Here is a 22,677-nt window from a genome sequence, read left to right as displayed (position 1 = left end):
TGTTCCGTTCACCCATAGACAGTGTCTACCAGGCGGCGGTAGACACTGTCTACTGAATGTCCCGGGAGGCCGCCGCAGCAGATCGCCGCCCGTGGATCGGGCCGCCGGTACATCGGGCCGCCCATATCGGGCCGCTCGGACGGGGAATCCGTACGCACGCCGACGCGTTGAACCGATCATGACCCGGGACACGAACGACGACGAAGCCGTGCGGGAAGCGCTGCTCAAACTGCTCTCCGAGCACGACGGCGGGGTGCTTGTCACCCTCAAGGCCGACGGCCGCCCCCAGCTCTCGAACGTCAACCACGCGTACTACCCCGACGAGCGGACCATCCGTGTGTCGGTCACCGAGTCGCGCGCCAAGACCCGCAACATGCGGCGGGACCCCCGAGTGTCGTACCACGTCACCAGCGACGACCGATGGGCGTACACCGTCGTCGAGGGCACGGCCGACCTCACCCCGGTGGCGGAGGACCCGCACGACGAGACGGTCGAGGAGCTCATCCGTCTCTACCGGGACGTACGGGGAGAGCACCCCGACTGGGACGACTACCGCGCGGCGATGGTCCGGGACCGGCGGCTCGTGCTGCGGCTGCGCGTGGAGCGGGCCTATGGGGTCACCGGGCGCTGAGACGCTACTCGGCCGCCTTCTCCAGTACGCACAGGTTGCCTTCGTCGGGGTCGCCGATGTACTCCCACAGGACGGGCTTCTTCGACGTGCCCCGGGCCTCGTACGCGGTCCACACCCCGCCGGGCGTGAACGTCAGGTGGACCTTCGACACGGGGTCGCCCGTGTCCAGGTCCTCCCAGGTGTCGTGTTCCCAGGTGCCCGCGCCGGGGTCCGGCGCGGAGACGGCGTTGAGGTCGTCGTCGCTGAAGTCGCCGCAGACGCCGTCGGAGGTGAACGTCCCGTCCGGTTCCAGCACCAGACGTCCGCCCTGTTCGTCCGTCCAGGTGCCCGTGATCTCTGCCGTGTTCATTGCCAGGGGCTCGCCGTCGGGGATGGGGACCGACAGGCGGCTCACTATGAGCAGCAGGGCGAACGCGCCTATCCCGAGCAGGAAGAGCAGGCCGCAGCCGGCCGCGCCGACCAGCGGGACGATCAGGGCGATTCTCCAGCGCCGCCGACTGGTCTCGGCCGCAGGCCACCCCTCCCACGGAGGCGGGGTGGCTCTGTAAGGGGCCTCGCCGCGCCTCATTCTTCCCCCTGACAGCAGTGCCGCATGGACGCGGCAGTCCGGCCATCATGCCCCCGACCTGTACGGCTCTTCGCGTCGGGGTCGCTCTCGCGGTGCCCGCCGCCACGCACGAATCCCCGGACACCTCGGGGTGTCCGGGGACTCGGTCGTGTCGCTCGTCGGGGCTCAGGCCGCGACGCGCTCCCGGTCGTTCTTCTCGCGCGGTGCGCGGGTGCCGAGGAGTTCGGTCGGGATCTTGTGGGTCTCGCGTGCCGTGAGGGCGGCCAGGACCGGCGGGATACACAGGGCCGTGGTGAAGAGGGCCACGGCGAACCAGTCGTCTCCGTCCGGGCCGGCGATCTGTGCGGCGAAGGTGACGGCGAAACCGGCGATGGCGAAGCCGATCTGGGTGCCGATGGCCATGCCGGACAGACGGACCCGGGTGGAGAACATCTCGCCGTAGAAGGAGGGCCAGATGCCGTTCGCGGCGCTGTAGACGACACCGAAGGTGACGATGCCGAGGATCAGGACCAGCGGGTAGGCGCCGGTGGAGATCGCCCACAGGTAGACGAACATCATCACCGCGCTGCCGGCCGCGCCGATCAGGAACACCGGGCGGCGGCCGATGCGGTCGGAGAGCGTGGCCCACAGCGGGATCGCGCCGAGCGCCACCAGGTTGGCGAGCGCGCCCACCCACAGCATGGAGGAACGGGACAGGCCGACCGACTCGCTCGTGCCGTACGCCAGCGCCCACACCGTGAAGATCGTGGAGACCGAGGCGACCAGCGCGCCCGCGACCACCCGCAGCACGTCCGCCCAGTGCTCGCGCATCAGCACGACCAGCGGTAGCTTGGCGACGCCCTCGGACTCGGTCTGCTGGGTGAAGGCCGGGGTCTCCTCCAGCGTGCGGCGGATGACGTAGCCGACGACGGCGACCGCGATGCTCATCCAGAACGGGACGCGCCAGCCCCACGACAGCAGCTGGTCCTCGGGGAGCGCGGCGATCGGGATGAAGACCAGGGTGGCGAGCAGCTGCCCGCCCTGGGTGCCGCTGAGGGTGAAGCTGGTGAAGAAGCCGCGCCGGTCCGACGGCGCGTGTTCCAGCGTCATGGAGTTGGCGCTCGCCTGCTCACCGGCCGCCGAGATGCCCTGCAGGACACGGCACATCACCAGGAGGACCGGGGCGAGGGTGCCGACCTGGTCGCGGGTGGGCAGACAGCCGATGAGGAAGGTCGACAGACCCATCAGGATCAGCGTGAAGACCATGATCTTCTTGCGGCCCAGCCGGTCGCCGAAGTGCCCGAGGAAGAGCGCGCCGATCGGCCGCGCCGCGTACGCGACACCGAACGTCGCCAGCGACAGCAGGGTCGCGGTGGCCGGGTCGGACTCGTCGAAGAAGACCGTCGGGAAGATCAGGGCGGCGGCGCTGCCGTAGATGAAGAAGTCGTAGTACTCCAGGGCGCTGCCGATCCAGGCGGCCGTAGCGGCCTTTTTGGGCTGGCCGGGCGGTGCGGCGGGGACGGACACGGCGTGCTCCTTCGAGGGATCTCCCCCAATGAGAGGGGAGTGAAGCGGAGAAAAGCAAGGCAAGGCAGGGCAAAGCGGGGTGGGGGAGGGAGCCGGACCCCCGGGGTGATGGGGCGGCCGCGCCGGGTGCTACCCGGCTAATTAACGCACTGGATAGTTAGTAGCGGTTGGCTACGGATGTTGCGCCCACGTTTCCCGGGTGTCAAGGGGTGTCGTCGAAGGATCTTCCCGGCGAGATCCGGCCGAGACCCGGCCGGGACCGCTCGCCGCGCCGCCGTGGCCTCAGTCCGTCGGACGGCTGTGTCCTCAGTCCGTCGGACGGCTGTGTCCTCAGTCTGTCGCGCGGTCCGCCGTCAGGTACGCGATCACCATGTCGCCGAGCATCGTGCGGTAGTGCTCGCGCTGACCGGGATCGACCAGATCGCGGCCGAAGAGGGCACCGAAGGTGTGCCGGTTGGCGACCCGGAAGAAGCAGAAGGCGCTGATCATCGCGTGCAGGTCGACGGCGTCGACGTCCGCCGTGAACAGGCCCGACTTCCGGCCCGACTCCAGGATCCGGCGGATCACGTCCAGCGCGGGCGAACCGATCTTGCCGAGCATCTCGGAGGAGGCGATGTGCTCGGCCTCGTGGATGTTCTCGATGCTGACCAGACGGATGAAGTCGGGGTGCGCCTCGTGGTGGTCGAACGTCACCTCGGCCAGCCGGCGGATGGCCGCGACCGGGTCCAGATGCTCGACGTCCAGCTCCTGCTCGGTCTGCCGGATCACGGAGTACGCCCGCTCCAGCACAGCGGTGAACAGCTGCTCCTTGCCGCCGAAGTAGTAGTAGATCATCCGCTTCGTGGTGCGGGTGCGGGCGGCGATCTCGTCGACCCGGGCCCCGGCGAATCCGGAACGGGCGAACTCCTTGGTCGCGACGTCGAGGATCTCGGCCTTGGTGCGGGCGGCGTCACGGATGCGCCCGTTCGGTCGTGCCGGTTCTTCGACGCTGGTCATCGGGTTCCTTCGGGCAAGGGGCCAGTGACCGCGATTGTAGAAGCCCGCGGATTGTAGAAGCCCGCGCGGATCGGCTCGGTGCGCGTTCCCGCTCGCGTTCGCGAACAGGGCTTCCCATGCTCGACCTCGGCTGCTATGACTAACGTACTAGTTCGTACATTAGTAGCCGCTCAGGAGGCCCCGCCGTGCCCAAGGTCTCGAACCCTGTCTCCTCGCAGGACTCGTATCTCGTCGGCCTGATCGGCTCCGGAATCGGGCCCTCGCTCAGCCCCGCCCTGCACGAGCGGGAGGCCGACCGGCAGGGTCTGCGCTATCTGTACCGGTTGATCGACATCGACGACCTCGGGGTCGGCCCGGAGGCGGTGGGCGATCTCGTACGCGCCGCCCGTGACCTGGGTTTCGACGGGCTGAACATCACCCACCCCTGCAAGCAGCTCGTCATCGAGCACCTCGACGCGCTCGCTCCGCAGGCCGCCGCGCTCGGCGCGGTCAACACCGTCGTCTTCGAGGGCGGCCGCGCCGTCGGCCACAACACGGACGTCACCGGCTTCGCCGCGTCCTTCGCCCGCGGCCTGCCCGACGCCCCGCTGGAGAAGGTGGTGCAGCTGGGCGCCGGGGGCGCGGGCGCGGCTGTCGCGCACGCCACGCTCACGCTCGGCGCGGAGCACGTCACCGTCGTCGACGCGATGCCCGACCGGGCGACCGACCTCGCCGCCTCCCTCAACCGGCACTTCGGTCCGGGGCGGGCCGCCGCGGCGACGCCGGACGCGCTGCCGGCGCTGCTGGGCGCGGCCGACGGGGTCGTCCACGCGACGCCGACGGGGATGGCGGCGCATCCTGGTCTGCCCTTCGCCGCCGAGTTGCTGCATCCCGGGCTGTGGGTGGCGGAGGTGGTGTACCGGCCGCTGGAGACGGAGCTGCTGCGAGCCGCGAGGGCGGTGGGCTGCGCCACGCTGGATGGGGGAGGGATGGCGGTGTTCCAGGCGGTGGATGCGTTTCGGTTGTTCACCGGGCGTGAGCCGGACGCCTCGCGGATGTTGGCGGACATCTCCGAGTTGGCCGGTGTCGCTGGTGTCCCCAACTGAGCGCCGTGCGAGGTAGGTCTGAGTTTCGGCTGCGGGTTGTTCGTGGCTGATCGCGCCCACGCGGCAGAGCCGCACAATGTCTCGCCCCGCGCCCCTCAAAGAACTGGGGCGCGAGTGAGTCCCCAAGGAGCCCCCCATGCGTACATCCATCGCCACCGTCTCCCTCAGTGGGTCCCTCACCGAGAAGCTCACGGCCGCCGCGAGGGCGGGCTTCGACGGGGTGGAGATCTTCGAGAACGATCTGCTCGCCAGTCCTCTCACTCCCGAGGAGATCCGGGCTCGCTGTGCGGATCTGGGGCTGAGCATCGACCTCTATCAGCCGATGCGGGACATCGAGGCCGTGCCGGCGGAGGTGTTCGACAGCAATCTCCGGCGTGCCCGGCACAAGTTCGAGCTGATGGGCCGGCTTGGCGTCGACACGGTTCTCGTCTGCTCCAGCGTCCACCCGCTCGCCGAGGACGACGACGCGCTCGCCGCGTACCACCTGCGCCAACTGGCCGGTCTGGCTCAGGAGTTCGGCATCCGAGTCGCGTACGAGGCGCTGGCTTGGGGGCGGCACGTCAGTACGTACGACCATGCGTGGCGCATCGTGGAGGCGGCCGATCACCCCGCGCTCGGCACCTGCCTGGACAGCTTCCACATCCTCGCCCGGGGGTCCGACCCCAAGGCGATCGAGGACATCCCCGGCGAGAAGATCTTCTTCCTCCAGCTGGCCGACGCGCCGCTGATGGCGATGGACGTGTTGCAGTGGAGCCGGCACTACCGGTGTTTCCCGGGACAGGGCGGCTTCGATGTCACCGGCCTGGTCAAGCACGTCATGGCGGCCGGGTACGACGGGCCGCTGTCCCTGGAGGTGTTCAACGACGTCTTCCGGCAGGCCGAGGCCGGGCCCACCGCCGTGGACGCCCACCGCTCGCTGCTGATGCTCCAGGAGTCGGCGGGCATCACCGCGCTGCCGGAGCGTGTGGTGCCCACGGGTGTCGCCTTCACCGAGCTCGTCACGCCGGACGCCGAACCGGTGGGCGCGCTGCTCGGTGCGCTCGGCTTCGCCCGCACGGCCCGGCACCGCAGCAAGCCGGTGGACCTGTGGCAGCAGGGTGAGGCGCGGGTGCTGGTCAACACCGGCCCGGCCGCCCGGCGCGACGGCACCCAGCTCGCCGCGATCGGACTGGAGTCACCGGACCCGGCCGGCGCCGCCCGCCGCGCCGAGGCCCTGCTCGCGCCGGTCCTGCCGAGGCGTCGGGCAGCCGAGGACGCGCCGCTGGACGCCGTGGCCGCGCCCGACGGCACGGAACTCTTCTTCTGCGCGACGGACCGTCCCGAACTCCCCAGCTGGACCGGGGACTTCCGGCCCGTGGAACACACGCAGGCCGCGGGCCACGTCCACCGCGTCGACCACCTCGCCCTGACCCAGCCCTGGCACCAGTTCGACGAGGCGGCCCTCTTCCACCGCACGGTGCTCGGCCTCCACGCCAGCGAGAGCGTCGACGTCGCCGACCCCTACGGCCTGTTCCGCAGCCGGCCGGTGACCAACGAGGACGGCAGCGTCCGGATCGCCCTCAGCGTCGGCCCCGCCCCGACCGACGACACCGCCCGCGCCCAGCACATCGCCCTCACCACGGACGACGTCGTCGCCGCCGCCCGCGCCTTCCGCGCGGCCGGGGGCCGGCTGCTGGCCGTCCCCGCGAACTACTACGACGACCTGGCCGCACGGTTCGCGTTCGCCGACGGCGAGCTGGAGACGTACCGCGAACTCGGCATCCTCTACGACCGTGACGTGGACGGCGAGTTCCGCCACTGCTACACCGAGACCGTCGGCCGGGTCTTCTTCGAACTCGTCCAGCGGGACGGCGACTACAAGGGCTACGGCGCGCAGAACGCGCCCGTGCGGCTCGCCGCCCAGCACGTCCAACGGCCGGTCAGGTAAGCGGAGTCACTGACGGCTGACCGTACGCGTCACACCCGTGACGACCGTGGTCGCCAGAATCCAGCCGGTGATGACGAGGACGTACGACAGCCACTGCGACCAGCCGTCGGGTGCGTACGCCCGCTCCTGCCCGAAGTCGATGATCGGGAGGAGCAGGTCGAGGGTGTAGAAGACGGGGTTGAACTCCGGGGCCTCGTCCGCCTTGAGCGGGCTCGGCGGCCGCACCGCGTACGCCACCGAGCCCACTGCCATCAGCGACAGCAGCCAGACGGCCGCGCGCAGCGGGCGGAAGCCGTAGCCGACGGCGGCGTCCTGGGCGTACCCCCAGAGCCGCCCGTGCCAGCGGAGCGTGGCGCGATGGCGGCGCTGCTTGGCGAGCTGCACGCGCCGGGCGGCGTCGTCGTCACCGATCCTGCGGTACGCGGCGGTCAACTGCTCGTAGGAGTACGGCAGATACACCTCACCGTCCCGCTCCAGCATGGGCAGCCGCCGCTGGGCGGGCTCGTGCGGGATGAGGGAGGTGTAGGTGAGGCTGTTCAGGAGGACCTGGTCCGGCAGCATGTCCGGCTCCACGAACAGCACCTCTATCTGGGCGCGGCGCATGTTGAGGACACCCTCCATCGGAGGGCCGTTGCGCAGCCACAGTTCGCTGATGACACAACTGCTCACCCGCAGCGCCATACCACCGGGGTTCGACAGCCGCGCGTACGACAGCTCCAGCCGGCTGCCCACCCGGGCGCCGCGCAACTCGACCCGGCCGCGTACGTCCGCGTGCCGCAGCACGACATCCGACTCGGTGGCGAGTGTCGCGGCGCTCAGGGCGGTGCCGCCGGGCCGGTGCAGCCGGCAGCGCCTCAGGTCGACCGCGCCGGCGACATGGGCACCGCCGAGCTGGACCTCGCCGTTCGCGCGTAGCCCGGGAGCGCACAACTCCTCGCCGATCTCCGCCTGGTTGAGCCGCAGCGCGGGCTCGTCGTCCGGCGCGGTGAACTCGGCCCGCTCCATGAAGAGGGTCCCGGAGATCTGCGCCCCGGTGAGTCTGACCGGCCCCCGGAACCGGCACTCCGTCAGCCGCAGCCCGCCGTCGACCCGCATGCGTGCCGAACGCAGGCCGGGAAACACGGACTTGGTGAGGTTGAGGTAAGTGAACTGCGCGCCGGAGAAGTCGGGAACCTCGTCGAAGCGGCAGTCGCTCAGCCGGACGACGCTGTCGACCGTCGCGTACTTCAGGTCCAGTCTGCCGGTGATCCGGGCGCCCTCGATCTTGAGAGCGGCGACCTCGCCCTCCTCCTGGGGAGCGGTGAGCAGCAACGCCCGCAGCACCCGGGCCCGCACTGTCCGCTCCGGGCCCCACTCGGCGTCGTCTCCCGCTGCGGCGTCCTCTTCCCCGGCGGTGGTGAAATCCACCGCCGCGCCCAGGGGAAACGCGTCCCAGACCCGCCGCTCGGCCGCCGTCAGATCGTTGATCATCATCACCGGGAATCTCACCCGGAACACTTGTACCTGTCAACTACCGGGATCCGGCCCCACGTTCCTGGCCGGATCCCGTCCGACACCCCCGGCCGCTGGTGACCGGCCGCTGGTGACCCGGCCGCTAGTGACCCCACGCCCCGGCGTGCGCCCGGTGCGCGTCCGTGAGGCCGTTCGTGAAGAACCGCTCGTAGTACTCGTTCTCCACGTGATGGACCTGGAGCCACACGCCCGGGACATGGATCGCGTCCGTGTGGGCCGGGAAGCGGCCGTGGGTGCGGAGGATGTACTCGCAGATGTCGCGGGCGCAGTCGATCACCCGCTCCTCGTACTCACTGGCCTCGGTGAGATAGCGCTGCCCGTAGTCCTCCCGGTAGATCCGCGCGAAGACATCACGGTCGGTGTAGACGCCGCCCGGGCCGAACTTCTCCTTGATGATCGTCTCCACGGCCTCCGACATGGTCCCGAACGTGGGCGGACAGGCGGCGGCGATCAGCGGGGCGCCACCGTCGGGGTCGGGGAGCCGGACCGGGTGCGAGCGGACCTTGGCGTACTTCGGCAGGGGAATGTGCCAGCGCCAGATGTCGGCCGGCCGCCAGCGCGGGGTGACGAAGTCGAAGCCGAGCATCCTGCCGTACGCGCGGGAGAACTTCGGGTCGCCGAGGGCGATCTGCGGGTTGATGGACGCGTGGATCCAGGCGCCCAGGCCCATCGCCTCGGCCGTGAGCATCAGGTTCTGCAGGAGCAGGTCCGCCTCGATCTGGGTGCGCATCGGGCCGAGGGCGCCGAGGGGCAGCTTCAGATCCCCGTTGAGGAAGCCGTTCCTCACCCACTTCCTCACCCCGGCGGGACGGTAGAAGTTGCGGTCGTCCACGAGGGTGGGGCGGGCCCCGTCCGGCTGCGTGAGCAGATACATCAGCGCGTTGACGTACTGGTGGGAGAGATCGACCACCGGGAACAGCAGGGTCGTTCCCGGGAGGTTGGACAGGAAGCGGTTCGAGTCCAGGTACGCCGGGAAGTCCCGCTGGTTCGGCTTCACGTCCAGGCGTTCGTCCAGGATCTTCACCTTCGCCTCGCGCGCCCGCGCCACCAGGGTCTCGGCGTCGAACGGCTCGTCCGGCGCGGGCGCCAGCCTGCGCAGGAAGTAGGTGCCCGTGTCGTTGACGAGGAAGAAGTGGGTGCCCTGCGCGTTGTCCGGGCTCCCGGCGGTGCGGCCCGCCATCGTCAGGTTGGGCTTGGACATGATGGGCGTGCCGTCGTCCGGGTCCTCGAAGGGCCGGTCGGGCATGGTGAGCCCCGTGGTGCCGGTGATCGCGATGAGCACCGCCTCCTCCAGCTCGGAGAGAGGCAGCACCGCGTTGCGGGACGTGTAGGTCATGGTCCCGGCGGACACCTTGGCGCCCCGGCTCACGCGGTGCGTACGGCGCCGCCACACGGTCCGGAGCAGTGGGCGCCCGAAGAGGTCGGCGAGGCCCGGGTGGGTGGTGGCACCGGCCACGCCGGGCGGCGGCTCCTGCACCACGAGTTGCTCGCCGGCCCCGGGTATCGCGGACAGCTCCCCGGTTCCGGGCAGCTCTGACTGCTTGTCGGTGAACGTCATTCGTCTTTCCCCCGTTGTGTGGTTCGGACCCGGGGCCTGTCACACCCCCGGGTCGTGTGTCACGGCGTCATGGTGAACCGCCGTCGCTCGTACCGTCGTCGCTCGAACTTCCGTTGCCCGCAATGCCGTTGCCGGTCTCCCGTACCGTCCGCCATGGTGCGAACGCGCTCGCGCCGCGCGGCAGGAGCGGGGCCAACTCCGGGCAGTGGCGCAGGACTACGGAGTTCATGCCGCCCTTCTCGACCCAGTCGATACCGAGCGGTGTGTAGACCTCCGGCCGGTAGTCGACGGTCAGGAACCGGTCGCTCTGCAGGCGCCGGCTGGCCATCAGGATGAAGATGCGGAACGCCGTGTCGCTGAACCCGAAACCCTCCGGCGGGTTCTCCGCGAACAGACCGACCACGGTGTCGATCTCGTCGACGTCCCGGTAGACGTCCTTCAGCCGCGCCAGCGTCTGAGGATTCTCGGTCAGCTCCTCGAAGGAGCGGATCCGCCCCTGGTGCAGCCCGGCCCGGAAGTCGTTGTAGCGCGGCACGCCCCGCCTGCGGGTCCGGACGAGGTCGACGACCGACAGATCGATGATCTCCCCGTCGCGCTCGAAGCGCTGCAGCGAGCGAGGGAAGTTGTGGAGCGTGATCGCGCCGGGGTGGGCGATGCCGAACGAGTACAGCGAGTTCGCGAGACCGGTCTTCCGGATCTGCGACTCGGCGGCCCCGCCCTGGATGTCCAGGAAGCCCACCGTCTCCAGCCGCCGCCCGAACTGGTGCTCCCGCAGCTCGAAGTCGTCCGGGATCAGCGGATGCATCCGGTAGACGGTCGTGAAGTCCTCGGTCAGCGAGTACGGCGCCGCGTGGTGGTCCGGCAGTGTCTTCGGGATGCCCGTCAGCGAGTGCGCCTCGAACAGCCACAGGCCCAGCTGGTTGAGCCAGTTCTTCGGCGGGCCCGCCCAGTTGGTGTGCAGTGCGAGATCGATCGCCTCGGTGGCGAGGATCGCCGGGGTCCACTCCACGGTGTGGATCTTCGCGATCAGCGCGGACACCACGAGCCGGGCCGTGTGGTACACCTTCTCCTCGCTCATCGACGGGTACTCGGCGCGCAGCGCGTCGCACACCGCGTTGTGCTCCCGCGCGAACAGCGTGTGCATCGCGCTGAGCCCCATCCACCAGCTCTCGTTGAACCCGGTGAGCGGGATACCGTTCGGGCTGCCCGGCAAGTGGCCATCTTCCAGGCGGAGTTTGGCGCCCCCGTCCGGTTCGCGCAGGAACCGCGCGGTCCGCTCGTTCTCGCCGTACACCTCGGAGCCGTCCCACCAGTGCGAGGCGGAGTTGGCGAACAGGATCGGCGGCCGCCCGGGTGCCTCGATGCCCTCGTTCTCCGCGAACCGCATCACCCGTTCCGTCGGCCCGCCCGGCACGTTCTGCCAGTCACCGTCGAAGCCGGGCGGCAGCGGCACCTCCACACTGCGGCCACCCGTCTTGTACCGCCGGTGGTTCACCCAGTCGTGCACCTGGAACTGGATCCACGCCGCCGCCAGCACATTGAGCGAGGTGGCGGGCACGAAGCTCTCGCGGTACAGCAGCTGACGGCTGACCGTCACCGGGTTCGGCGTGTCGAAGGTGTCCGGCCGGTAGTCCGGCTTCAGGTTCCGCCCGAAGGCGGCGCCCACCGCGCCCATCCTCGGCTCCGACAGATCGTTGTACGTCCCGTCGTACGACCGCTCCGTGCGCAGCCGCTCCGGGATCGGCTCCGGCACGGGCTGGGCCTTCGGCGGTGCCTCGCGCACCTCGGTGTCGATCAGGTTCAGCCGGCGCAGCACCCGCCGCAGGAACACCAGGTTCAGCAGGCTCAGCGACAACGGCAGCCGGTGCCACGGCACGACACGGTTCAGCAGCCCGAAGGCGGGTCCCACGAGACGGCCGAGCAGCCTGTTGCGCAAGGGTTCCGCGGTGACGAAGCGCAGCCCGAGACGGTGTCCGCCGCCCGCCTGGTACCCCGCCTTCCGCGCCCGGTTGATGTTCCCCAGTGGCCGGAACTCATCGGTCGTGTACCAGGGGTTGAAGGTCAGATCCTCGATCCGCCGTGCCGCCGCCCGTGCCTCGGCGCCGTCCAACTCCTGGGCGGGGATGGTGAGCCGGGCGATCGGCACGGTCGGCGCCACCGCGTCCTTCCACTCCACCGCCGCGTCCTCGATCGGTGTACGCCGCTCGTCCACGTACCGCTGCACACACAGGTCGAACGCCACATCCGCCTGCCCGAGCCGCCGCGCGAGCTCCCGGTGCAGGAAGTCCGGGTCCCGGCGGTCGGGTTCGGCCGCCGTCGGCGTACCGGGCGCCGGCCGCAACAGATAGCGCACGGGCCCGGCCTCGCCCCACAGAATCGCCCCACGGCTCCAATAGGTCTCATTAGCAAGGGAATTGACGGTCCGTCGGGTGGCGTCCTGTACGTTCCGCCGCATTCGCGTAGCCGTTCCCAGCCCCACCGCCAACGGCAGCTTCACGAACAGCCCGAACGCCTTGTGCAAAGGAGTCCGCGCTCCCGCCATGGCCTTGGCGAACGCCACGAACTCCCGGGCGTTGCTCGCGTGCGACACCGGATAACTGGTGGCCAGCAGGTCATGGCTCACGCCCTCCGACACCTGCACGCGCACGGCCGCGCCCCGCAGGTCGGGCGAGCCGTCGCCCTGCCGGATACCGCTCGCGTTGGACAGCCGGACCACCGCCGGATAGTCGGCGCCGGGCTGCGCGAAACCGACCCGCAACGCCGCCGGCAGATCGTCGTGGAAGCGCAGCCGCGCGTTCTCCACACCCAGCGGAGCCTTCGCATGGAACGCTCGTTCGATCCTGCCGCCCCCGGCCCGCCGGTTCCTGACCTGGACCTCCATCAGCTCCCGCGCCAACCGCTCGAACACGAGCCGCTCGGCCTCGGGGCTGCCCCCTTCGTACCGCTCGTACCGCTGATCTTGCTGCCCGGTCTCGGCCATCGGCGTTTCCTTCGTGCAAAGGCATACGGGATGCATGCGACGTGCATACGGGACAGGGGGCGCACGCTACCGGGGGCGGGGTTCCGGCCACAGCGACAGTTCACGCCATGTACACATCTGGCAATAATGCGGGTGAATATCGCATTCCGCCACAGCACGGGAGCCTTCGAGGGCAGGCGGTAGCGTGCTCGACATGACGGTCGACGGTGGGGCACCGGACTTTCCGCACGGCGGCGAAGCGCTCGTCGGCGGCATGGTGAACGCGGGCGCGGTCTTCCGACAGGGCTCCCTCGTCGACCGCCCGGCGCCGCGCACCGCACCCGCCCTCCACGCCCACCTCCGCGCGCTGCGGCGGCACGGTTTCGACGGGGCCCCGCTCCCCGTCGGCCGCACCGCGGACGGCCGCGAGCGGCTGACCTTCGTCCCCGGCGATGTGGCACTGCCGCCGTTCCCACCCTGGGCGCTGACGGACAGCGCCCTCGCGTCCGTCGGGAGTCTGCTGCGGGACCTGCACGCGGCGAGTGCGGCCCTTCCGGTCGACCCCTGCGTCGACTGGCCCCGCGACCTGGCCGACCCCGAGGGCGGACCGCTCCTCTGCCACAACGACGTCTGCCCCGACAACGTCGTCTTCCGCGACGGCCACGCCACCGCCTTCATCGACTTCGACCTGGCGGCACCGGGCCGCCCCGTCTGGGACGTGGCCATGGCGGCCCGCTACTGGATCCCCATGCTCGACCCCGAATCGGCGGCAGCCCTCTATCCGGGCGGGGCCCTGGACGCCCCCCGACGCCTACGCGTCCTCGCCGACAGCTACGGCCTCTCCGCACAAGAACGCGCCGAGCTGCCCGAAGTCATCGAACAGACGACAGCGATCTGTCGCGACTTCGTAGCAGCGCGGGTGGCTGAGGGGGACTCTGTCTACCGGCGGGTCCTGGCCGAGCGGGGAGGCTGGACCCGCTGGGACCGCATCCAGACATGGCTGACCACCCACCGCGCCACATTCACCGCCGCCCTACTGTGCTGAAGACCTCAGCTCACCCGCGCCCCAAGGGGCGCGGGGAACTGGGCGACAAGCCACGACGCTCCCGCACATGCCCAGAACGACGAACCCCTACTTCGTCGACTCGACCGCATGCCCGCCGAACTGATTACGCAACGCCGCGATCATCTTCATCTGCGGCGAGTCGTCCTGGCGCGAAGCGAACCGCGCGAACAACGACGCGGTGATGGCGGGCAGCGGCACCGCGTTGTCGATGGCGGCCTCGACCGTCCACCGCCCCTCACCGGAGTCCTCGGCGTACCCGCGCAGCTTCTTCAGGTGCTCGTCCTCGTCGAGCGCGTTGACGGCGAGGTCGAGCAGCCAGGAGCGGATGACGGTGCCGTCCTGCCAGGAGCGGAAGACCTCGCGGACGTCCGTCACCGAGTCGACCTTCTCCAGCAGCTCCCAGCCCTCGGCGTACGCCTGCATCATCGCGTACTCGATGCCGTTGTGGACCATCTTGGAGAAGTGCCCGGCGCCGACCTTGCCGGCGTGGACATAGCCGTACGGCCCCTCCGGCTTGAGCGCCTCGAAGATCGGCTGGAGCCGCTCGACGTGCTCCTTGTCGCCGCCGACCATCAGGGCATAGCCGTTCTGCAGGCCCCACACACCACCGGAGACGCCCGCGTCGACGAAGCCGATGCCCTTCGCGCCCAGCTCGGCCGCGTGCTTCTCGTCGTCCGTCCAGCGGGAGTTGCCGCCGTCGACGACCGTGTCGCCGGGCGACAGCAGCTCCGCCAGCTCGTCGACGACGGACTGGGTGGGGCCACCGGCCGGGACCATCACCCAGACGGTGCGCGGGCCGTCGAGGCGCTCGACCAGTTCGGCCAGGCTGCCCACGTCGGAGACATCGGGGTTGCGGTCGTAGCCGACGACGGTGTGGCCGGCGCGGCGGATCCGCTGGCGCATGTTGCCGCCCATCTTGCCGAGACCGATCAGGCCCAGCTGCATCGCTGCCATGTCAGTTCACTTCTCCCTGAGCGTCACGAACGTTTCGAAGGGCCTTCTCGCCGGTGTTCTCGCCTCCGCGCAGGGCGATGGCGTACATCTCGTCGGCGTCGAGGCGGCGCAGTTCCTCGGCGATCAGCTCGGAGGTGGCGCGCACCTTCAGGGCGAGGGTGCGCGACGGCTGGCCCGGCAGGGTGAGCGTGGCGAGCGGGCCCTCGGGGCGGTCGATGACGATCTCGCCCTTCTCGGTGCCGAGGCGTACACCCGTCACGACCGGCCCGGCGGTCAGGACCCGCTCGACGGACACGCCGAGGCGGGCCTCCAGCCAGCGGGCCAGCAGTTCGGCGCTCGGGTTGTCGGCCTCGCTCTCCACGGCGGCCGAGGTGATGGTCTCCTTGGCCTGGTCGAGGGCGGCCGCGAGCATCGAACGCCACGGCGTCAGCCGGGTCCAGGCCAGGTCGGTGTCCCCGGGCGTGTAGGAGGCGACCCGCTGTTCGAGCGCGGCGAGCGGGGTCTCCACGGCGTACATGTCGGTGATCCGGCGCTGGGCGAGCGCGCCCAGCGGGTCCTTCGCCGGGTTCTCCGGGGCGTCGACGGGCCACCACACCACCACCGGCGCGTCCGGCAGCAGCAGCGGCAGGACCACGGAGTCGGCGTGGTCGGACACCTCGCCGTACGTCCGCAGCACGACCGTCTCGCCGGTGCCCGCGTCGGCGCCGACCCGTACCTCGGCGTCCAGGTGCGACTTCGTCCGGTCCTTCGGCGTGCGGGCGTGCCGCTTGATGACGACCAGGGTGCGCGAGGGGTGCTCGTGCGAGGCTTCCTCGGCCGCCTTGATCGAGTCGTACGCGTTCTCCTCGTCCGTCACGATCACCATCGTGAGGACCATGCCCACGGCGGGTGTGCCGATGGCCCGGCGGCCCCGCACCAGGGCCTTGTTGATCTTGCTTGCCGTGGTGTCGCTCAGGTCGATCTTCATGGCCTGCGCCAGCTCCGTCCGTCTCGTGCGAGCATCTCGTCCGCTTCCTCGGGGCCCCAACTGCCCGAGGCGTACTGCGCGGGCCTGCCCTGCTTGGCCCAGTACTCCTCGACCGGGTCGAGGATCCTCCAGGACTCCTCCACCTCCTGATGGCGGGGGAAGAGGTTGGCGTCGCCGAGCAGCACGTCAAGGATCAGCCGTTCGTACGCCTCCGGGCTGGACTCCGTGAACGACTCGCCGTACGCGAAGTCCATCGTGACGTCCCGGATCTCCATGGAGGTACCCGGCACCTTCGAACCGAAGCGCACGGTCATGCCCTCGTCCGGCTGCACCCGGATGACGATCGCGTTCTGCCCCAGCTCCTCGGTGGCCGTGGAGTCGAACGGGGAGTGCGGGGCGCGCTGGAAGACGACCGCGATCTCCGTGACGCGGCGGCCGAGGCGTTTGCCCGTCCGCAGATAGAAGGGGACTCCCGCCCAACGGCGGTTGTCGATGCCCAGCTTGATCGCCGCGTAGGTGTCCGTGGTCGAGGAACGGTCGATGCCGTCCTCCTCCAGATAGCCGAGCACCCGCTCGCCGCCCTGCCAGCCGGCCGCGTACTGACCGCGCACGGTGTGCCGGCCCAGGTCGTCCGGCAGCCGCACGGCCTTCAGCGCCTTGAGCTTCTCGGTGAGCAGCGACTCGGCGTCGAACGCGGCCGGTTCCTCCATGGCGGTCAGGGCCAGCAGTTGGAGGAGGTGGTTCTGGATGACGTCACGGGCCGAGCCGATGCCGTCGTAGTACCCGGCGCGACCACCGATGCCGATGTCCTCGGCCATCGTGATCTGCACGTGGTCGACGTAACTCCGGTTCCAGATGGGCTCGTACATCTGGTTGGCGAAGCGGAGCGCCAGGATGTTCTGGACGGTCTCCTTGCCGAGGTAGTGGTCGATGCGGAAGACCTGCTCGGGGTCGAACACGTCGTGCACGACCGCGTTCAGCTCACGCGCGCTGACCAGGTCGTGGCCGAACGGCTTCTCGATGACCGCGCGCCGCCAGGAACCCTCGGGCGGACTGGCCAGCCCGTGCTTCTTGAGCTGCTTGACGACCTTCGGGAAGAACTTCGGCGGCACGGAGAGATAGAAGGCGAAGTTGCCGCCCGTCCCCCGGGAGGAGTCCAGCTCCTCGACGGCCTCGCGGAGCCGCTTGAACGCCTCGTCGTCGCCGAAGTCGCCCGGGATGAACCGCATGCCCTCGGCGAGCTGCTGCCAGACCTCCTCGCGGAACTCGGTGCGCGCGTGCTCACGCACCGCGTCGTGCACGATCTGCGCGAAGTCCTCGTCCTCCCAGTCCCGACGGGCGAAGCCGACGAGCGAGAAGCCCGGTGGCAGCAGACCGCGGTTGGCCAGGTCGTACACGGCAGGCATCAGCTTCTTGCGGGACAGGTCACCGGTCACCCCGAAGATGACGAGCCCGGACGGGCCCGCGATCCGGGGGAGCCTGCGGTCGCCCGGGTCCCGGAGCGGGTTGAGCCACTCGGCGGTCATTCCCCATCAACTCCCTTGCTGTTCAAGGACTTCGCCACCGCGTCCAGCAGGTCCTGCCACGCCGCCTCGAACTTGGCGACGCCCTCGTCCTCCAACTGCCGCACGACCTCGTCGTAGGAGACACCGAGCGCCTCCACGGCCGCGAGGTCGGCGCGGGCCTGCGCGTAGCCGCCGCTCACCGTGTCCCCGTGGATGACGCCACGGGCCGCGGCCGCGTCGAGCGTGGCCTCCGGCATCGTGTTGACGGTGCCGGGCGCGACCAACTCGTCGACGTACAGGGTGTCCTTGTACGCCGGGTCCTTCACGCCGGTCGAGGCCCACAGCGGGCGCTGCTTGTTGGCGCGGGCCCCGGCGAGGGCGGTCCAGCGGCTGCCGGGGTGGGTCGCGTCGCCGGCGTGGCCGAACACCTCTTGGTACGCCTCGTACGCGAGCCGCGCGTTGGCGAGCGCCGCGCGGCCTCTGAGGGTGAGCGCCTCGTCGGTGCCCAGCAGGGTCAGCCGCTTGTCGATCTCGGCGTCGACGCGGGAGACGAAGAAGGAGGCGACGGAGTGGATGGCGGACAGATCGAGGCCCGCCGCCTGCGCCTTCTCCAGGCCCGCCAGATAGGCGTGCATGACCTCGTAGTGGCGCTCCAGCGAGAAGATCAGCGTGACGTTGACGCTGATGCCGAGGCCGATGACCTCGGTGATGGCGGGGAGGCCGGCCTTCGTCGCCGGGATCTTGATCATCACGTTGGGGCGGTCGACGAGCCAGGCGAGCTGCTTGGCCTCGGCGACGGTCGCCGCGGTGTGGTGGGCCAGCCGGGGGTCGACCTCGATGGAGACCCGGCCGTCCCGGCCCGCCGTCGCGTCGTACACCGGGCGCAGGACATCGGCGGCGGCGCGTACGTCGGCGGTCGTCATCATCCGTACGGCCTCGTCGACCGTCACACCGCGCACGGCGAGGTCGGCGAGCTGGTCCTCGTAGCCCTCTCCCGAGCCGATGGCGGCCTGGAAGATGGACGGGTTGGTGGTCACGCCGACGACGTGCCGCTTCTCGATGAGCTCCGCGAGGTTGCCGGAGGTGAGGCGCTCGCGGGAGAGGTCGTCGAGCCAGATGGAGACGCCCTCGTCGGAGAGGCGCTTCAGGGGGTCCGGGGCGGTGGTCGCCGCGGTCGTTTCGGTGGTCACAATGAGCATCTTCCTTCAGGCGCTCGCGTCAACCGTGCACGGCGGTCAGGGATTCCCTGGCGGCGGCGACGACGTTCTCGGGGGTGAAGCCGTACTCGGCGAACAGCGTCTTCGCGTCGGCGGAGGCGCCGAAGTGCTCGAGGGAGACGATGCGGCCGTGGTCACCGACGTACCGGTACCAGGTCGGACCGATCCCCGCCTCGACCGCCACGCGGGCCTTCACGGACGGCGGCAGCACGCTCTCGCGGTACGCGCGCGACTGTTCCTCGAACCACTCCCTCGAACCACTCCACCGACGGCATCGACACCACGCGCGTCCCCCCTTGGCCTCCCACCGACTTTCATCCGTGATCTAGCGAGGGCCCCCGGCTTTTAGCCGAGGGGGAATCGCTCCTCTCAACTGCTCTGAGCTGAGCTCTCCATACGGCTGCGGTTCTGGTCTGTGCCGTCATCATCACGGATTATTATACCTGTGCCGTGTGTATAATTATCCCGTGAATGTGACCCGGAGGGTTCGCCGGTTCTCCGGCGGCGTGTACGACCTCGGGCTCCACGTGGTGTGGTGCCCGAAGTACCGCCGTCCGGTCCTCGGCGGCCGGGTCGCGGCCCGCCTGGACGAGCTGATCCGCCAGAAGGCCGACGAACGGGGGTGGGAGATCGTGGCGCTCGAGGTCATGCCCGACCACGTCCACCTGTTCGTCAAGCACGACCCGAAGTCGTCGGCGTCATACGTGGCCAACCAGTTCAAGGGCTTCACGTCACGGATGCTGCGCACGGAGTTCCCGCACCTCAAGAGCCAACTGCCCACCTTGTGGTCGTCGTCGTACTTCGCCGCTTCCGTGGGCGCGGTCAGCGCCCAGACGGTGCAGGAGTACATCGAGACCCAGTGGGAGCGCCCGTGGCGGAAGGAGAAGGGGGAGCAGGCGTGATCCGTGCGTACAAGTTCCTCCTCCGCCCCACGGTTCGCCAGGAGCAGGCGCTGCGCGAGATGGTCCGGGACCACTGCTCGCTCTACAACGGCGCGCTGCAAGAACGCCGGGACGCCTGGCGGCACAGTTCGAAGACGAGCATCACGTACGGCAACCAGTCCGGCCAGCTCAAGGAGATCAGGGCTTTCGATGCGGAACGCCAGGGCCGCTGGTCGTTCTCCTCGCAGCAGGCCACCCTGCGCCGCCTGGACAAGGCATTCGCCGCGTTCTTCCGCCGGGTCAAGAAGGGCGAGAAGCCGGGCTACCCGCGTTTCAAGGGAGTCGGCCACTTCGACACCGTCACCTTCCCGAGGGACGGCGACGGCTGCCGCTGGGACCCCACCCCGCACGACCCCGTCGCCCGCGTCCGTCTGCAAGGTGTCGGGCACATCCGCGTGCACCAGCACCGGCCCGTGCAGGGCCGCGTGAAGACGATCGCCGTCAAGCGGGAAGGCAATCGCTGGTACGTGGTCCTCTCCTGCGACAACGTCCCCGCCGAACCCCTGCCTGACACGGGGGCGGTCGTCGGCATCGACATGGGTGTCACGCACTTCATGACCACCTCGGACGGCGAGCACATCGCCAATCCCCGCTTCCTCGAAACGGCGGCCGGGGAACTCGCCGAAGCCCAGCGGCATCTGGCTACGTTCCCCAAGCGCACCAAGCAACGAACCAAGGCACATCGCGCCGCCGCGCGGAAGGTCGCCGAGATCCACGCGAAGATCCGGCGCCAGCGCCTGGACCACGCGCACAAGACCGCGCTCACCCTCGTGCGCGACCACGACGCGATCGCGCATGAGCGGTTGAACACCGCGGGCATGACCAAAGCGCCCGCACCCAAGCCCGACCCCGAACAGCCCGGTGTGTTCCTTCCGAACCAGCGGGCGGCAAAAGCCGGACTGAACCGGTCGATTCTCGACGCGGGTTGGGGGGTGTTCCTCGCGATCCTCGCAGGCAAGGCTGAAAGCGCCGGTCGGACCGTCGTCGCGGTGGACCCCCGCAACACCTCCCGCACCTGCCCGTCCTGCGGGCACACCGCGAAGGAGAACCGCGTCACCCAAGCGAAGTTCCAGTGCGCGACCTGTGGATTCGTGGCCAACGCGGACCACGTCGGCGCGCTGAACGTCCTCAACAGGGCCGGGCTGGTCCTCTGCGACGTGGCCTAGCCACCGACACAGGAAGCCCGCGCGTTTACGCGTGGGTGGAGTCACGTGGTGATGCTGTTCGACGGCGGACCGGTGCGCCACGTGATCGACTTCACCGAGTACGAGGTGGGCGCGGGCGACCTGTTGTGGATCCGCCCGGGGCAGGTACATCGCTTTATCGCTTCTCACGCGCGACCGAGTACCGCCGGACCGTCCTCACCATGCAACCGGGCTTTCTGCCCCGCGCGACCGTCGGGGCGAGGGGCCTCTACCGCTACGACCTGCCGCCGCTGCTCCGCCCCGACAAGGCCCAGCTGGAGGGCCTGCACCACTCCTTGGCCCAAGCGGGTCGTCCTGGAGGCGAAACGGCTGCTGGCCCACACGGACCTGCCGATCGGCCGCGTCGGCGTGGCCGTCGGCTTCCCCGACTCCGCGAACTTCTCCAAGTTCTTCCAGCTGCACAGCGGGACGACGCCGGTGGCGTTCCGGGCGGAGATGCGGTGACTCGCGTGTGAGAACGCGGTGAGGGGCTCCACGCGCGCGTGGAGCCCCTCTTGGGATGCCGGCGGCCGATACGCCACTCAGCGGCCGAAGGTGAACCAGTTCACATTCACGAAGTCCTGCGACTGACCGCTCGTGAAGGTCAGATAGACGTCATGGGTGCCGGTGACCCCGCTGATGTTCGCGGGCACCGTCCGCCAGGACTGCCAGCCACCGGTGTTGGCGATCGAGAAGCTGCCGATGGGGGTGCTCGTACGGCTGTCGAGTCTGACCTCGACCAGGCCGCTCACCCCGGTGTTGGCGCCGGAGGCGACACGGGCGACGAACTGGGTGGCCGGGTTGGAGCCGAAGGCGACGTTCTGGAAGAGCGCCCAGTCGCCGCCCGCGAGGGAACCGATGTTCTGGCCGCCCCCGGTGTCGGTCGTGGTCTCCGTGAGGGTGCCGCTCTGGCTGTTGTACGACTCGGCCTGGATGGCGCTGTACGCGTCACGGGTGCCCGTCGGCGGCGGTGTGGTCGTGCTCCCGGCGGCCGACAGCACCTGCACATAGTCGACGACCATGGGGACACCGGACCGTGTGTCGCCGTCGAGACCGCCGCCGAACGCGTCGGGGAAGGCACCGCCCATCGCCACGTTCAGGATGATGAAGAAGCCGTGGTTGGTGGCGTTGGACCAGGTCGTGGCGTCCACCTGGCTCGCGTTGACCGAGTGGAACAGGGTGCCGTCGACGGAGAACCGGATCGTCTCCGGCGTCACCGAGCGGTCCCACTCCATGGTGTAGGTGTGGAAGCCGGACTGGCACGTCGTGTTGGGGCACGCGGTGGAGTTGCCGATGCCGGTCGTCTCGTTGCACGGCCCGCCCGGGTTGGTGCCGCAGTGCATGGTGGCCCACACGGTGTTGCGGCCCTGGACGTTCTCCATGATGTCCAGCTCGCCGACGCTCGGCCAGTTCTGGTAGTTGCCCCGGTAGGGGGCGCCCAGCATCCAGAACGCCGGCCAGTAGCCCTCGGCCGCCGTGCCGGTGACGTTCGGCATCTGGAGCCGCGACTCGACCCGCAGTTTTCCGCTCGCCGGGGGCTGGAAGTCGGTGCGGTTGGTCTCGATGCGGCCCGAGGTCCAGTTCCCGGCCGAGTCGCGGATCGGGGTGATGCGCAGATTGCCGTTGCCGTCGAGCGCGACGTTGTTGGTGCTGTTCGTCATCCTCTCGACCTCGCCGGTGCCCCAGTTGGCGGGGCCGCCCGGATAGCCCGTCCCCGTGGCGTACTGCCAGTTGGAGGTGTTGACGCCGGTGCCGGCGGTGCCGTTGAAGTCGTCGACGAAGACCTGGGTCCAGCCGGTGGGCGGCGGGGGCGCCGCGCCCTGCGCGGTCGTCGCCCAGGCCGTCGCCAGCGCCACCGCGGCGGCCATGGCGAGAAACGCGCGCCTGAGCGGGCGGCGACGTCTGATGGGTATGCCGGAGGTTTCACTCATAGCGGCCTCTTCGGGTGTACGGAGTGAAAGTGCGCGGGTGGGGGGAGCGCCTCGCGGAGTTGTTCTGAGAGCGCTCTCAGAGAACAGCGTGCGGTCAATGTGCGCTCAGGCGCTGCGGTCGTCAAGAGTTAAAGCGGAGAAAGTCCGTGCGGGAGGGGCGAGTTCACTCT

General features: G+C 69.8%; 17 protein-coding genes and 2 pseudogenes. 7 read left to right on the top strand and 12 right to left on the bottom strand.

Annotation, left to right across the window (positions count from 1 at the left end; all coding sequences use genetic code 11):
- Window positions 1-178: 178 nt before the first annotated feature.
- Complete coding sequence (locus JIX56_RS06325) at window positions 179-631, top strand: PPOX class F420-dependent oxidoreductase (RefSeq protein WP_257537771.1); 453 nt, start codon at window positions 179-181, stop codon at window positions 629-631.
- 4 nt (window positions 632-635) lie between these two features.
- Here JIX56_RS06325 and JIX56_RS06320 read toward each other — a convergent pair whose 3' ends face one another.
- From JIX56_RS06320 to JIX56_RS06310, 3 genes are all read right to left on the bottom strand, one after another.
- Window positions 636-1,199, bottom strand: a complete 564-nt coding sequence (locus JIX56_RS06320) for a hypothetical protein (RefSeq protein ID WP_257537770.1) — start codon at window positions 1,197-1,199, stop codon at window positions 636-638.
- Window positions 1,200-1,364: 165 nt separating this feature from the next.
- Window positions 1,365-2,705 carry an MFS transporter gene (locus JIX56_RS06315; RefSeq protein ID WP_257537769.1) on the bottom strand — a complete coding sequence of 447 codons (1,341 nt, stop codon included), beginning with the start codon at window positions 2,703-2,705 and terminating at the stop codon, window positions 1,365-1,367.
- Window positions 2,706-3,035: 330 nt separating this feature from the next.
- The gene (locus JIX56_RS06310) at window positions 3,036-3,701 is read right to left on the bottom strand and encodes a TetR/AcrR family transcriptional regulator (protein WP_257537768.1); all 666 of its coding nucleotides are present in this window, start codon (window positions 3,699-3,701) and stop codon (window positions 3,036-3,038) included.
- Window positions 3,702-3,886: 185 nt separating this feature from the next.
- Between JIX56_RS06310 and JIX56_RS06305 the strand changes: the two genes are divergently transcribed.
- Complete coding sequence (locus JIX56_RS06305; protein WP_257537767.1) at window positions 3,887-4,786, top strand: shikimate dehydrogenase; 900 nt, start codon at window positions 3,887-3,889, stop codon at window positions 4,784-4,786.
- Between the two features lie 136 nt (window positions 4,787-4,922).
- Window positions 4,923-6,713 carry a bifunctional sugar phosphate isomerase/epimerase/4-hydroxyphenylpyruvate dioxygenase family protein gene (locus tag JIX56_RS06300; RefSeq protein ID WP_257537766.1) on the top strand — a complete coding sequence of 597 codons (1,791 nt, stop codon included), beginning with the start codon at window positions 4,923-4,925 and terminating at the stop codon, window positions 6,711-6,713.
- Window positions 6,714-6,719: 6 nt separating this feature from the next.
- Here JIX56_RS06300 and JIX56_RS06295 read toward each other — a convergent pair whose 3' ends face one another.
- The 3 genes from JIX56_RS06295 to JIX56_RS06285 form a co-directional block, all read right to left on the bottom strand.
- Window positions 6,720-8,186 carry a pentapeptide repeat-containing protein gene (locus JIX56_RS06295; RefSeq protein WP_257537765.1) on the bottom strand — a complete coding sequence of 489 codons (1,467 nt, stop codon included), beginning with the start codon at window positions 8,184-8,186 and terminating at the stop codon, window positions 6,720-6,722.
- Window positions 8,187-8,307: 121 nt separating this feature from the next.
- Window positions 8,308-9,783 carry a hypothetical protein gene (locus tag JIX56_RS06290; RefSeq protein WP_257537764.1) on the bottom strand — a complete coding sequence of 492 codons (1,476 nt, stop codon included), beginning with the start codon at window positions 9,781-9,783 and terminating at the stop codon, window positions 8,308-8,310.
- Window positions 9,784-9,850: 67 nt separating this feature from the next.
- Window positions 9,851-12,763 (bottom strand): peroxidase family protein, encoded by a 2,913-nt coding sequence (locus JIX56_RS06285; protein WP_257537763.1) that lies wholly within the window; start codon window positions 12,761-12,763, stop codon window positions 9,851-9,853.
- Between the two features lie 193 nt (window positions 12,764-12,956).
- Between JIX56_RS06285 and JIX56_RS06280 the strand changes: the two genes are divergently transcribed.
- Window positions 12,957-13,787: a phosphotransferase enzyme family protein gene (locus tag JIX56_RS06280; protein WP_257537762.1), complete on the top strand. Its 831-nt coding sequence runs from the start codon at window positions 12,957-12,959 to the stop codon at window positions 13,785-13,787.
- A gap of 87 nt (window positions 13,788-13,874) precedes the next feature.
- Here JIX56_RS06280 and gnd read toward each other — a convergent pair whose 3' ends face one another.
- From gnd to JIX56_RS06255, 5 genes and pseudogenes are all read right to left on the bottom strand, one after another.
- Entirely contained in the window at window positions 13,875-14,753 is an 879-nt protein-coding gene (gene gnd, locus JIX56_RS06275; RefSeq protein WP_257550759.1) for a phosphogluconate dehydrogenase (NAD(+)-dependent, decarboxylating), read from the bottom strand.
- 10 nt (window positions 14,754-14,763) lie between these two features.
- The gene (gene opcA / locus JIX56_RS06270; protein ID WP_257537761.1) at window positions 14,764-15,729 is read right to left on the bottom strand and encodes a glucose-6-phosphate dehydrogenase assembly protein OpcA; all 966 of its coding nucleotides are present in this window, start codon (window positions 15,727-15,729) and stop codon (window positions 14,764-14,766) included.
- The gene (gene zwf / locus JIX56_RS06265) at window positions 15,726-17,255 is read right to left on the bottom strand and encodes a glucose-6-phosphate dehydrogenase (RefSeq protein WP_257537760.1); all 1,530 of its coding nucleotides are present in this window, start codon (window positions 17,253-17,255) and stop codon (window positions 15,726-15,728) included. The genes opcA and zwf overlap by 4 nt, the downstream gene beginning before the upstream one ends.
- A complete protein-coding gene (tal, locus tag JIX56_RS06260) occupies window positions 17,252-18,433 on the bottom strand; it encodes a transaldolase (RefSeq protein ID WP_257537759.1) in 1,182 nt (393 codons plus the stop codon). Before tal ends, zwf begins: the two co-directional genes overlap by 4 nt.
- 19 nt (window positions 18,434-18,452) lie before the next feature.
- Window positions 18,453-18,744, bottom strand: a pseudogene (locus tag JIX56_RS06255) (transketolase-like TK C-terminal-containing protein); the annotation flags it as partial.
- A 180-nt stretch (window positions 18,745-18,924) separates the two neighbouring features.
- Between JIX56_RS06255 and tnpA the strand changes: the two are divergent.
- The 3 genes and pseudogenes from tnpA to JIX56_RS06240 all read left to right on the top strand — a co-directional run.
- Window positions 18,925-19,353, top strand: coding sequence for an IS200/IS605 family transposase (gene tnpA, locus JIX56_RS06250; RefSeq protein WP_257550758.1), 429 nt, complete (start codon window positions 18,925-18,927; stop codon window positions 19,351-19,353).
- Window positions 19,350-20,558 carry an RNA-guided endonuclease InsQ/TnpB family protein gene (locus JIX56_RS06245; protein WP_257537758.1) on the top strand — a complete coding sequence of 403 codons (1,209 nt, stop codon included), beginning with the start codon at window positions 19,350-19,352 and terminating at the stop codon, window positions 20,556-20,558. The genes tnpA and JIX56_RS06245 overlap by 4 nt, the downstream gene beginning before the upstream one ends.
- A gap of 42 nt (window positions 20,559-20,600) precedes the next feature.
- Window positions 20,601-21,041 (top strand): annotated as a pseudogene (locus JIX56_RS06240) (AraC family ligand binding domain-containing protein); the annotation flags it as partial.
- Between the two features lie 77 nt (window positions 21,042-21,118).
- Here the strand turns inward: JIX56_RS06240 and JIX56_RS06235 are convergent.
- Window positions 21,119-22,507 (bottom strand): glycoside hydrolase family 16 protein, encoded by a 1,389-nt coding sequence (locus tag JIX56_RS06235; protein WP_257537757.1) that lies wholly within the window; start codon window positions 22,505-22,507, stop codon window positions 21,119-21,121.
- Window positions 22,508-22,677 lie beyond the last annotated feature (170 nt).

The organism is Streptomyces sp. CA-210063 (genome assembly GCF_024612015.1).
In the GTDB taxonomy this organism is placed as follows: domain Bacteria; phylum Actinomycetota; class Actinomycetes; order Streptomycetales; family Streptomycetaceae; genus Streptomyces.
This window is presented reverse-complemented; position numbering and strand designations above follow the sequence as displayed.

Coding starts and splice junctions, on each gene's coding strand:
- JIX56_RS06300 (WP_257537766.1), top strand. CDS start 4,923: ATGCGTACATCCATCGCCACCGTCTCCCTCAGTGGGTCCCTCACCGAG.
- JIX56_RS06280 (WP_257537762.1), top strand. CDS start 12,957: ATGACGGTCGACGGTGGGGCACCGGACTTTCCGCACGGCGGCGAAGCG.
- JIX56_RS06320 (WP_257537770.1), bottom strand. CDS start 1,199: ATGAGGCGCGGCGAGGCCCCTTACAGAGCCACCCCGCCTCCGTGGGAG.
- tal (WP_257537759.1), bottom strand. CDS start 18,433: ATGCTCATTGTGACCACCGAAACGACCGCGGCGACCACCGCCCCGGAC.
- gnd (WP_257550759.1), bottom strand. CDS start 14,753: ATGCAGCTGGGCCTGATCGGTCTCGGCAAGATGGGCGGCAACATGCGC.
- JIX56_RS06285 (WP_257537763.1), bottom strand. CDS start 12,763: ATGGCCGAGACCGGGCAGCAAGATCAGCGGTACGAGCGGTACGAAGGG.
- JIX56_RS06310 (WP_257537768.1), bottom strand. CDS start 3,701: ATGACCAGCGTCGAAGAACCGGCACGACCGAACGGGCGCATCCGTGAC.
- JIX56_RS06235 (WP_257537757.1), bottom strand. CDS start 22,507: ATGAGTGAAACCTCCGGCATACCCATCAGACGTCGCCGCCCGCTCAGG.
- JIX56_RS06290 (WP_257537764.1), bottom strand. CDS start 9,783: ATGACGTTCACCGACAAGCAGTCAGAGCTGCCCGGAACCGGGGAGCTG.
- JIX56_RS06325 (WP_257537771.1), top strand. CDS start 179: ATGACCCGGGACACGAACGACGACGAAGCCGTGCGGGAAGCGCTGCTC.
- opcA (WP_257537761.1), bottom strand. CDS start 15,729: ATGAAGATCGACCTGAGCGACACCACGGCAAGCAAGATCAACAAGGCC.
- zwf (WP_257537760.1), bottom strand. CDS start 17,255: ATGACCGCCGAGTGGCTCAACCCGCTCCGGGACCCGGGCGACCGCAGG.
- JIX56_RS06295 (WP_257537765.1), bottom strand. CDS start 8,186: ATGATGATCAACGATCTGACGGCGGCCGAGCGGCGGGTCTGGGACGCG.